Annotated in this window: 2 protein-coding genes and 1 pseudogene; all 3 read left to right on the top strand. The window is 46.8% G+C overall.

Annotation, left to right across the window (positions count from 1 at the left end; all coding sequences use genetic code 11):
- The first annotated feature begins 116 nt into the window (after nucleotides 1–116).
- Entirely contained in the window at nucleotides 117–368 is a 252-nt protein-coding gene (locus NDI33_RS19790; protein WP_206753673.1) for a hypothetical protein, read from the top strand.
- Nucleotides 369–1,547: 1,179 nt separating this feature from the next.
- Nucleotides 1,548–11,840 (top strand): PA14 domain-containing protein, encoded by a 10,293-nt coding sequence (locus NDI33_RS19785; RefSeq protein WP_190676068.1) that lies wholly within the window; start codon nucleotides 1,548–1,550, stop codon nucleotides 11,838–11,840.
- 686 nt (nucleotides 11,841–12,526) lie between these two features.
- Nucleotides 12,527–13,343 (top strand): annotated as a pseudogene (locus NDI33_RS19780) (hypothetical protein); the annotation flags it as partial.

Genomic DNA, 13,343 nt, shown 5'->3' with positions numbered 1-13,343 from the left:
TCTGCGGTTGGCACCATAAATAACAATCAATACTAGTAGTAACTTACCGCTTTACCCGACACCAGTGCGTGACCCCCAGAAGAATGAGTGGGTGTTTGATGCAGCAGGTGAGTTGGTTGTCTGTCCAGTGCTCCGGGATGAAAATGGGCAAGTTGTGGAACACGAAGGATTCCCCAGTTTCATCCCCAGCTTACCAATCTGTCTCTGGAGAACTTCGCTTGAAACGAGATACTCAAGGGAATTATGTCTTTTGTGAGGTAGAACGAAACAAGCAAGGGAAGATTGTGAGGACTCCCGATGGAGTACCAGTTTTCAAGCAACCGTTGCTGAAGCAAGGTAGGCTGGCGATCGCTTTCCTGTTTAACTAAATGGTGCAAATATAGCGAAGCTGACATCAAATGCAAAGTAACCATTCAAAACCTTGTCTGGTCAAAGTTTGATAGTTTGTTTCTTTCCAGCTATCTTCAGTCGTTCAAGAAGCCTCTTGACCAATCAACAGTCGGTCATCCATATTCAAGCGAGGTAATGTTCAAGATGTAATGATATGCGAGTAAAGTTTATTTCCTTCTCGTCTGCTCATGCCTGTCCAACCTATGCGCTTCCCGAACCATCAAAAATGGTCGCATTCACAACGGTAAACAGCGATTTAAGGCAATTTGCCCTTGCATCCTCAGAAAAAGGTGATAGTTCGAGCAACCCGGCAATTGATTGACCGCTTGTTGCTCGAACAGATTTATCCTGGCTAGCATTGCCCGCGCGGTGCAGGTGTCTGAGCAATGGCTACTTTCCCTACGCAATGAGAAATATGTTGGGGTGTCACGAAGCGTCCAAGTGACAGCCAAAAAAGGGGAGGTTAGCGATTCAGCGTGACGAGTTGTGGTTCTTTGTGAACAATAAAGGAAAAAAGCCGTGGTTCTGGTTAGCGCAAGGGTGCAGACACCTATGAAATTGTGGGTGTTTATAATTAGCGCACTGGATGAAGCGGCAGCAAACGTGATTTTCTGGGCAGCATATGGGGTAGTGCTACGCCCGTAAGCGACATCAGGCGATGGGGAAAGAGAGCTGCAAAGACAATTTAAGAAGAGCGGTTTAATAACACGTTGCGGCAGCTTGTTTCTCGCCTGGTGAGAAACACCAAGTCATTTTCAAAGTCGTTAGACAATTATGTCGGTACTATGTAGTATTTCATTCATCATTACAGTGCATTATTACTTGTTTACCTCTACCAAGTGAAGAAGTTAAGAAAAACAGATTAATTGGCAAATATAGTTCCCTTTTAAATTAAATACCTATATTTAACCGCATATTTACTGATTAAACAGATTCTTTGGCACTGTAAGACGTGCAGCGTTGTTTCATCCCAGCTCTATAAACTGTGGTGTAGAACTGGGCTGAGCTTCTCCATAAATTTATAATCTGGCTAGAGAATTTCCGTATTCTCTCTGATTCTTTAAAAAAAAACGAAAGTTAACTTGTATCAAGCTAGAGAATAATCACTGCAAATTGCTGGCGCTATGCAAAGTATCAGTCATCACTAAGGGGAATCTATGGGTCCGTTCAAGTTCTTCTCCAAAAAACGTGCTGCGGCGATTGGATTTCAGCCCCAGAAGTCACCTCAGAAAACATCGTTGCAGACGTTTATTTTGGAGCCGATTTTGACGCCCAGTGGTTTGTTGGACGGCGGGGATAGCTCGCCTGACCCTGTGGTGATGGATTGGAACATAGATACGCTCCCGGACGTTGACCTCCCAGATATGGATGTCGATGCTGACGCGGCGAATGCGATCACTGATGTTGACATACTTAGTAGCGATGGGAATGTGACGGATGCGATCGCTGATGTCGATTTACCTGATGCGGATGCAGACACAAATGCGACCAATACACTTGCTGATGTCGATTTACCTGATGTGGATGGGGAAACAGACGCAACGGGAACATTCGCAGCCACTTCGTATGAAATGGCGATTTCGGATGCAGACATCGAACCCGTTGACTTCTTCTATGGCGATGTAGATGACCCACTAGCGGCTATTTCAGACTTCAGCCCCACTTTTGAATCTGGAGTTTTCACCGTAGGTGACACAGGCGAAGTTAGCATTGATTTCCTATCTGACGGCGGTCAGTATCAGGGAGAACTAGCCGTTTTTAGCCTGGGTGGGATGGAAGGCTTTGAGCTGGGTTCCGAGGCATTTATTAAAGAAGCAGCTTCTCGCGCTTTGAGTAATTCCGAGTTAGGTCATGTAGCGCTTTCTGATGCCACTGAGGGAGCGAGGTTCAGTGGCGCACTGCCCCATGAAGGCAACTTTAACACTGGGGCATACCAGGGCGTTAAGACCTTCTCAATGCGTCCGGGCGACACTTTTGGGGTGATGCTAGTGCCTCACGGTACGGTGCAGCAGTTATACGATAACCCTGCTGCTGAGGGTTATGGGCATCCATTGTTCTCAATGACAACAGCGAACCCGAATGATGCTTTCCACATGGGGCAAATTGCCGATGTCACGGGGGATGGCAATACGTTCGTGATGGAGGATATGCGAGTTGATGGCTGGACCGACAAAGACTATAACGACGTTATCTTCCAGGTGCGGGGCGCGACAGGTAAAGCAGCACTTTTAGATGATGTAATTAATTCTGGTAAGGATTGGCGTAGCACGGATATGGGTGAGGCGTTAATTGCTTATGCCAAACCTTACATTACACCTGATGCAGTGGATGATGGGGGCGCGATCTCTGTCGATCCTATTCTTGACTTAGAAGGCACAGTGGATGAAGCTGGGGGCGCAATCACTACCGATTCCATTGACGGGACTTCTGACAATAGCATTGACCCATTGGATGATGGGGGAGCGATCGCCACCGACCCAATTGACCACAATTCTAACAGTGCCACTAATCCAACTGATGATGCAGATGTTGTAGAAGAACACAGCCATGCTGGGGAAGTACCCGTAGCAAAAACAGTTCAGCCAAAGCGGTTTGAGTTTGTTAAGGCGGATCAGCCTTTGGTGGGCGTGATTGATACAGGTTTTAGTGCTAATAATCCCGATCTTGACTATAGCCGGATTATTTTGGGGCAAGACCGAGTAAATGGTGATGCTAACCCGTTGCTGTCAGCAGGTGAAGGCAACGAACACGGAACCCACGTTTTAGGCATCATTGGCGCAACTCAGGACAACGGAGTTGAAATTGATGGTATTAATGACGATGCACCTCTGTGGGTAGGACGTGCTGTAGGTTCTGGAAAATGGGCAGATTCGTTAGTTGAATTTGTAGATGCTGCTAAGGAGTCAGGACAACCGAATGCCGTAGTTAACCTCAGCCTTGACTTGACTCAAGTTAACCCGGATGGCAGTGTGACGACGCGCTATGAGTTTACTCCGGCTGAGAGGGCGGCGATTGAGTATGCCCGTCAACATAATGTGCTAATTGTGGCGGCGGCTGGTAATGATGGCGGTGTGATGTCAGTTTTGGGTCAAGCTTCGCAAGAATTTGACAACATTATTACTGTAGGTGCGGCTGAACGGGTCAACGACTCTGTAGCGCTCTCCAAAGCTTTTGGCCGCGCTGCTTATTCGTCTTATGGTAACGGTCTGGATATTATGGCTCCCGGTGGGACAGTTGAGAATCCAGAACTATCTACCACTGGCGATGGTATGGGCGTAATGGCTGGGACTTCTGTAGCCAGCGCTAAAGTTACAGGTGCAGTGTCTCAGGTGTGGGCAGCTAATCCCGGTTTGAGCTATCGCCAAGTGATTGAAATTCTCAAATCCACAGCTACGGATCTTAATACGCCCAACTGGAACGGGGAAACGGGTGCTGGGTTACTGAATCTGGCAGCAGCTGTAGGCATCGCAAAGGTGACGAAACCTGAACCTTATGACTGTGAGAAGATTCTGATCCCTACCACTTGGGGAGGATCAGGTCAGGTTACTCCCAGCGAAAGAGCTGTTGCTGAGAAGTTTTGGCAAAACGGCGAATACTACAATTGGGTGCCTTACCAAATTAAGATAGGTGACACCCTGAGCGCGATCGCTCAACGCACAATGGGCAATGCTGCTCCTGATTATTACGGGTGGATTGTTAACCACAACAGTATTGCAAATCCAAACTATATTCCAGCAGGCACCTCGATTGAGGTTCCTCAGTGGCTTCCAAACTATCAGCAGCAACCACAAAGCCCTTCTGCACCAGCCTCCAATGTGAAACTCCAGTGGATAAAACAGATGGGGACTACGAGTGATGACTTCTCCTCTGACATAGCGGTAGATAACTCTGGCAACATCTACATGACAGGAGGGACGGCTGGTTCCTTGGATAGCGCTAGCAGCACTGGGGGTGGCACCGATGCCTTTATAACTAAGTATGCTACTGCTGGAGATTCGTCTCAACCAACACTTGCTTGGGTACGCCAATTAGGAACTTCAACCCGTGATTGGAGCCGTGGTGTAACTGTTGACAGCACGGGTAATGTTTACATTGCTGGAATTACCTTTGGCTCTCTGGATGGCAACATCAATGGCAGTGGTATTAATGCTGATTGGTCAGATCCATTTCTCACGAAATACGATGCCGATGGCAATAAACTTTGGACTCGCCAGTTAGGTTCGTCGGGCTTTGACTATAACGTTGGTGTAACTGGTGACGGAATTGGCAATATTTATACGCTGGGATACGATGATGGCCCAGGCACTCAATCGGGCGATTCAGTTGTTACTAAATGGGATAGTAGTGGGAATAAACTCTGGAGTCGAATTGTCGGAACTCAGGATTTCGATTGGGCTAGCGGTATCGCTACAGACAGTGCAGGGAATGTTTATATTGCGGGACAGACTGGCTATAGTCAAACCGATGCGTTTGTTACTAAATACGATAGCTTTGGCAATCAAATTTGGATGCAGCATCTGGGTACGACGGGTCAAACCCAAGCACGTTCCGTTGCTACAGATAGTGCTGGCAATATCTACATTGCCGGGCTCACAGAAGGTTCTCTCGGTGGCAATACCACTGCTGGCGGTACCGATGTCTTTTTGACCAAATATGACTTTCAAGGAAACAAACTTTGGACACGCCAGTTGGGAACTGCTGCTGACGAGGGTTCTGTTAACAAACAAGGGGTAGGAGAATTTGAACGCAACGTAGAAGTTGCTGTTGACCGTATTGGTAACGTTTACCTTTCAGGGATTACTAAAGGGTCTTTAGATGCCAACAATAGTACTGGCAATAATGATACTTTTGTGACTCAATATGATCCGAACGGTAACAAAATTTGGACGCACCAGTTTGGAACTGGCGGTGATGATAGTGTCAGAGGAGTAAAGGTTGACAGCACTGGCAATATTTATATTACAGGAACTACTACAGGTTCGTTAGGTTCTGCTAACGCTGGAAATAGTGATGCTTGGGTAGCTAAATTCTCGCCGTCTACATCTAATCAAGATTCTAGAATTAATACTTCCAGCAATATTTATACAAACCCGGCTAACGGGCATAAGTATTTTCTAACTACACCGGACACTTGGGCTGGTGCCCAAGATCAGGCGATCGCTGTCGGAGGAAATCTTGTCACTATCCGCAATGCTGAAGAACAAGCTTGGCTTTCATCAACTTTTGGTTCTGACGAACATTTGTGGATTGGATTAACCGACAGCGAAAAATACGGAACTACAGAAGGGAATTTCAAGTGGGTGAGCGGACAGCTAGCTACCTACAAAAACTGGTCGCTTGGAGAGCCAAATAATGTACTCCATACGCCAGAAGGTGAAGATTTTGGAGAGCTTGCAGGCGGGAAGTGGAACGACTTACCTAATGACCCCTTGATTCTTAGCAAAGATTGGCATCTAATACGTGGCATTGTCGAAATTGACCCAGTTAGCGCGGCTTGTTATGAAGTTTCTCAGAAAAATCAAGTAGCGCTAGGCAAGCCAGTTTCAGGTGCAACCTTGCAATCTCCTGGTGTTAGTTCTCAACAATTTGAGCAAGGCTTGGTTGTCAATAGTAGGTATGGCACCTTCCCCCTGTATGGCACAATCTGGCAGAAATATCTGAACGAAGGGGGTATCTCCAGCTGGCTTGGTGTTCCCACTAGTGGACCGAAAGACCAAGGGAATGGATTCCTCAAACAGACTTTTGAAAATGGTTACATTATCTGGAATGGTTTGAATGCAGTAGCCTATCGCCAAGGTTGGGGCTGGCCTATTAAACCAGTTCCTCAGCTAGTGCCTTCAACCCCCGTTGGTTACGATGGCACCTCTGTACACCAGACCTATATCAACACTTTCAATCGCAATGGTAGCAGGGAAGTCTTAGGTTTCCCCATCAACAACGTCCATCCTTGGGGTAACGGCTACACGCAAGATTTTGAGCGTGGGTCTGATGGCAAGGGCGCGATTATGAAGTCCAACGCCAATGATAATTCCTACTGGGTTGGCGGTGCGATTTGGGATGCGTTCCTCAAAGCCGGGGCGGTTGATAATATGGGCTACCCCACTTCAGACCGCATCAATATCAAAGGTGGATTGGCTAACCTTGCTAATGGCGGCGGGGTAGTGCAGAACTTCCAAGGGAACTACAAGATTTTGCTATCAAAATATGGAGCCTTTCCAACGTGGGGGGGTATCGGTGGTAAGTACGACTCTTTGGGTGGCGCGAATAGCTTTTTAGGATTCCCTACCAGCAGTGAAATTGGTCTTGGCGATGGCTGGATTATCCAGAATTTTGAGGGTGGCTACATTCTTTATAAAGAAGGACAGCCGACGGTAGTCTATGACACTAATGCGATTAAAGGCTTGCCTCCTGATAGCGGACACGGTAGCACCGGAGAATGGAAGGTTCAATTCTGGGACAACAAAAATCTAGCGGGTGTACCGAAGTGGACGCGAATTGACCCAGCAGGAGAATTACGCTTTGCTGCTGGGTCGGGTGCGCCGCCTGACACCAGAGGAATTCCTGAAGATAATTTCTCGGCTCGTTGGGAAACCACTAGCGATTTTGAGGGCGGTTTCTACAACTTTATCAGCCAAGCGGACGATGGGGTGCGAGTTTACATCGATGGTGTCAAAGTTGTTGATAAGTGGCAAGACCAGCCGTTTGCTCGGAACGATGCCTATGTAGTAGTGCCAAAAGGCGAGCATAAGGTTGTTGTTGAGTATTTCGAGAATGGTGGAAGTGCTGCCAATACGCTGCGCTGGGAACCATCTGGGTTGCTAAAAGACTGGACTGGGCCATTCCGTGCTGTTGGCTTTGACGGCAGTGCAGTTCACAGCACTTATGTCAATACTTATCAGCGTAATGGAGGTATTTCGGCTCTCGGCTATCCAACCAATAACGTCCATCCGTGGGAAAACGGCTATACACAAGTCTTCGAGAGTGGGTCTGATGGCAGGGGCGCAATTATGAAGTCCAATGCCAATGACAACTCCTACTGGGTTAGTGGACTGATTTGGGATACATTCCTAGAAGTTGGGGGAGCCAAGGATATGGGCTACCCGACTACTGACCGAATTGCCATCAAGGGAGGGCTTGACAATCTTGCCAATGGGGGCGGGGTAGTGCAGCACTTCCAAGGCAACCGTAAGATTTGGCTATCTAAACATGGAGCTTTCCCAACTTGGGGAGGTATTGGTGAGAAGTATGAATCCTTGGGCGGCGTGAACAGCTGGTTAGGATTCCCTACGAGTCGTGAAATCGATCAGGGCGATGGCTGGATTATCCAGTATTTCGAGGGTGGTTACATTCTTTACAAGCCAGGGCTACCGACTACTGCCTATGACACTAAGGCGATTGAAAACCTACCACCAGCTAGCGGACACGGCAGCACTTATAACTGGCACGCCCAGTATTGGAATAATCAGCAATTAATTGGCTCTCCCGTCTGGTCTCAATATGAAGCCACTGGAGAACTCCGCTTTGCAGTAGGTCAAGGGGGTCCTGTTGGCACTAGAGGGGTGCAAGAAGACCACTTTTCTGGGTGCTGGATTACGACTAGCTACTTTGATGGCGGCATCTACAACTTTATCAACCAAGCGGATGATGGAGTGCGGGTCTATGTTGATGGTCAGCTAGTCATCGACAAGTGGAAAGACTCGTCATTTGAAACGAAAACGGCTTATGCAGCTGTTTCGCCAGGATACCACCAGGTGATGGTGGAGTATTTCGAGAATGGTGATGCTGCTGCGAATACTCTGCGGTGGGAACAAGCGAATCCGCCATCTGAGTGGGCGGGAGAATTCTTCCGAGGCAAGAATCTAGATAATAGGGATTTAGCCGGACATCGCGGTGGTGGTAAAGGTTTCCTGGATAAGGATTGGGGAACTGGGAATGAGGCAGGTGTACCGATTGGTACAGATGACTTTTCTGACCGTTGGACGACTACTCGCTATTTTGATTCGCCAGGAGTATACGAGTTAACCAGTCAGGCGGATGATGGTGTCCGGGTGTGGGTAGATGACAAGCTGGTCATTGATAAACGGCATGACCAGGCAGTTACTACAAATAAAGTGCTAGTGCCACTGGATAAGGGTTATCACCGAATTCGAGTGGAGCATTTTGAGAATGGGGGTGCGGCAGCGAATAAGCTGGATTGGGAGAAGGTCGCGGGAGACTATGGCGTCCGACGGTTCGGTTTAGGTACTAGCAAGGCTTGGTTAGAACCTTGGGTCGGTCAGTATTTCAACAATCGAGATTTAGCGGGAGCACCTGCTGTTACGCGATTGGAGAACAATAATCCAGGTCGTTTGACAGGAGGTTTAAATCTCAATTGGGGTGAGACAAGCCCCGACAGTGGGATTAACCAGGATGATTTCTCTGCACGATTGACCACTCACCGACAGATGGTAGGGGGAACTTACACCTTCAACCTTCAAAGGGATGATGGCGTGCGGTTGTACATCAATGGCGAAAAAGTGATTGACCAGTGGAAAGAGCAACCGCTTGCCACTACTGAGGCAACGATTACTCTGCCGCCAGGTCTGCATACGTTGGAACTGGAGTATTTTGAGCGGGGTGGTGCAGCAGCGGTCAATCTGAATTGGAATTACAGCGCTCAAGGGTCGCCTTATACGCCTGCTACCGACCAAGGGGAAATTGTTGATTCAGCTTTCCAAGCTGCCTATAACGAAGTCGTCGATACTTTTGGGGCTGGGGCGATTGGCATTCCTATTACTGCCTTGCAACCTCAATTTGTTTCTTTCGGCACTCGCGGTGGGTGGTCGTTACCTGCGATGAAGTTAGCGGGTCATCTGCAAGAATTTCGAGGTTCACAGGGACGAGGTGCTGTGTTGCAAGAAAAATTACCCCTCACGTCTACTTTACAACAGCCCAGCAGCCCCGCTACTTTTGTGTTTGGTAAACTTTGGGAGGCTTACAAGCAGGCTGGTGGCCCAGCTGTTTTAGGTTTCCCGCTGTCTTCTCAGAAGGATTTGGGGAATGGGGCGTATGAGCTAGAACTGCCGAAGGGTAAGCTGTTCTGGGCACCGGGGATGACGAATCCCACTTACTATGAGTATCTCAACAACAGTTTGACGATCCCAGCTGACAGCTGGCGTGGAGAATACTTCAACAATCGAGATTGGGCTGGCAACCCAGTAGTTGTTCGCAGCGATAGCGCTTCAGGTGGCAACCTGGATAAGGATTGGTCGCTTAGTCGTCCTGTGCCTGGGGTACAAGCGGATAATTTCTCGGTGCGTTGGACATCGCAACGTCCATTTGAACGGGGCACGTATCGCTTTATCGGCAACCATGATGATGGCTTCAAGGTAGAGGTCAATGGTCAAGCGCCGATTGACAAGATGATTGAGGTGGCGACTCAAACAACCGGCTATGCCACTTTCACGCGACCTAGTCAATACGGAATGCAGGTAAAGCATCGGGAATACGGTGGTGGGGCGCGTGCCAAACTCCACCATGAGAAGGCTTCTAATTATGTAATCGGTCTTGACCCCAACAATAACCCGACTCACGAAATCATTGATGCATTCTGGCGTTATGGAGGTTATGACCGGGTAGGTGTGCCAGCTAATGATGTCCACGGGTGGGGCAATGGTGTGGTGCAGGACTTCGACGGTGGTGCCAATGGTTGGGGCATCCTGATGAAGCGCCACGGTAGTGGGACGGCTTATTATACCTACGGGGATATTTGGAAAGCTTACTATGATCGCGGGGGTGCTCCGGGCTGGTTAGGTTATGCTACCAGTGACATCTTTGATGATGGGCATGGCAATACGGCTCAAGAGTTTGAAGGGAACCGTATCACTCGTCGTCCTAACGGGGAAACCTTTATTGGTGGCTATATAGCGGGACATCTATTGCCGGATGATTTCTACCGAGTGTGGCGGGATTACAAGAATACTCTTGGTCATCCCACTTCAGGTGTAAACACTCATTCTAGTGGGGCGAAATATCAATACTTCCAGAATGGCTCGATTGTCAGTAGCCAGTACGGGACTTACCCCCTATACGGTGGCATTCGTAGCTACTACATGGACACCACCGGAGGGTTGAATGGACCCTTGGGTGCGCCTAAGAGTGGGGAATATGGATGGAATGGCTACATCCGGCAGGACTTTGCTAACGGTTATATTCTTTGGAAGAATGGCGTTGCTGTAGGCTACAAACCGAATGGTTCACTCCTTTATCCACCACCTAGTTCTATTGGTGGCGGTGGAGGTTCAATTACTACTAAAAGCGAATATCTTAAACGGCTGTATGGTCACAGTAAAGGTACGATTACACAGCACCCTAATAGTGGGCATCTGGCAATTGATTCTGTTAATCAAGGAGCGTACCCTTACAGTGTTTATGCTTTGGCTGGTGGAGTAATTAAAGTCAAGGATAAGGATCAGTATGGTGGTAATTACATCGATATCTGGAATGAACAACTACAAAGAACTTTTCGCTACATCCACTTCGAGAACTTCAACCCTGATTTGAGAGTTGGACAATCTATCAATGCAGGACATTACCTTGGCATTGAGGGTTACACGGGTTACACCAAGCCTGATGGTCCAGAAGGTCGGCATACTCACTTTGAAGCACGTTTGCCAAATGGTCAAAAAGAAAATCCTTGGATTGCTTTAGGCAAAATCCCTAGTAGTTCAGGTAGTAGTGGCGGTGAAGCTATTGGCGATGTAGAAATTATTGGAGAACTTATTGAAACCTGGCCAGATGCTGACTCGGTCATTAATTTTATGGCAGGCGAATTCAGTAACAATCCCAAGACCCAAGAAGTTGAAGCTATGAGATTCCTTAATGATATTAATAATCCTTGGCTTATTTTAATTGGAGCACCATTAGCGAAATTAATAGCTTATTCCATCTGGGCTGACCAAGTTCGTGCTGGCGGAAAGTGGGATCATAAGAAAGAGATCAAGGCTAGAAGTGATAAAAAAGAATGGACTATTGATGGTACTACTGGTAGATATTACCAATTTGAATCTTGGTCTAATAGCCACTATGGGTATGTGGGTCGAATTGCAGGATTCAGTGAATTTGAGCTCTTACAAGGAGCAGGGCTTGCACAGACATTGACTAATGGTTTAAGTAGCCTTGTGAATAAAGTTATTAATGTTGTTACTGCTTTAATAGGAATTAAACCTAATCTTGGGTTACTTTCTGACTTTTCAGACGTAGCAAAACAAGTATTTAGCGCTGTGTATGGCTCAAACCCAAATGCAAATATATTTGATCCTTCATCTATTGATGATCCTAAAGATCAAAGTGCAATCAAGGATGGGTTTAGGCTTTCCAGTAAATACCCTTCTGATGTCTCTAAGGCTCAGTTTATTAATGACCTGCGCTCTAACGAATCTCAGTTGCACAATGCTTATGGTTTACCCTAGTAAGTTGTTTGCTATCTAGAGAGTAATCGCTTTTGAGGGTAAAGATGTACTCGCTCTGTAAAGCTGGTGTCTTACCTCCCGATTAATCTCTGAATATGGAATAATATAGTGATTTCATTTGCTGTATAAGGTGCAATCACGATCGTACTTTTGTATTGGTAAGAGTGCGATCGCTCTTTTGTTTCGGTGACAATGCGATCGCATTTTCTGGTGAAGTTCAAGTGCGATCGCGCTTTTGTATTCGTGAGAGTGTGATCGCATTTGAAAATTAGGAAGAGTGCGATCGCTTTTTTGGTTCCACTAGAATCGCCAACACTTTGCCTTCGTCAGTCCCGTGTAAATTGCAGTCCGACTCAGCATCAAGTAATGCTGCATATAGGATTCTGTTAAACTCAGCAGCGTTGGGCAAGTAGCCTGCTGAGTTCAACAAACCCTTTCATTACACACAAGTCTTAAGTAAATTTACTCTTCAGAAGCGCTGGAATCACTGCTGAACCGAGTTTTCACGGATTACCCTGATATTCAAGAGTGACTACGATGTAGCTTAGGACATCGCATAGGCTATGTTTTTGGAGCGCGTTCTGAAGCTCACGCACGCTTTTTCTACGGCTTGATGCTTGGAGAGTTAAGAGCGCGATAGCAAGCAAACAACTTTCATTCAACTTTTCACATGGAGTGTGTCAGTAATGGCTGTAGGAATAGGTAATCCAGAGCAGAAGCCAACCAACGAAGAAAGCACTGATGTTGCTCAAACCGAGCGGCAACACCTAGTAAATGCTAAAGGTACTTATTCTCAGACAACTGAGCGAATTCGCTCTTGGGGAAAATTGTTCAAGTCAATTACTCCCATAATCTGGGCAATTGTAATCTTAGTTGTTATTCTTCCCCTGATTGGTCAAATTTTTATCACCAAAGCCTTTTCAAATTCAACAGTTCCTGGAGATATTAAGCCCCCTGTCGAAGTTGTTGTCAAGCCGTCGGTAGATTGGACTAAAGTTGATACAGCAATGGCACAGGCTCTTAAAAATGCCTATGCCAGCGCTGAAAGTTACGCATCTAAAGAACTCGACGTGTGGATTGATGAATTAATGGTCCGGGTTGATAGTAGCTTTTTAGGTTGGTACTTTGGCTACTTTAACCAGAAACACCTAGAGTATAAAAGCCTTTTTGTTCAACTGTCCTCTGGGGCAGCCCATTTATTAAATTCTAATAGTTCAACTTCAGAAGAAAAAGTTGCTGAAGTTATTACTAAAGACTTTCAGACTGAATTTGCTAAACGGGTGCTTTTACCACAAACATCCCAATTGAGACTAGAACGATTAACGCAACAAACAGTTAAGTATTACCTTGATGAATTGAGTGGGAATATTAATAACATTTCAATAAGTTATAAAATCCCTCAGGCTGATTGGAATCGATATCTCAATGAAACTGCCATTACTATTAATGATAGCAAGGGACAAATATCCAATCTGTCCCTAAAAGTACTGGCTGGAGGAGGTG

This window comes from Trichocoleus sp. DQ-A1, assembly GCF_039961955.1.
Lineage (GTDB): Bacteria > Cyanobacteriota > Cyanobacteriia > Cyanobacteriales > FACHB-T130 > FACHB-T130.
Note: the sequence above shows the minus strand (reverse complement) of the source record. Positions and strands in the feature narration are given on the sequence as shown.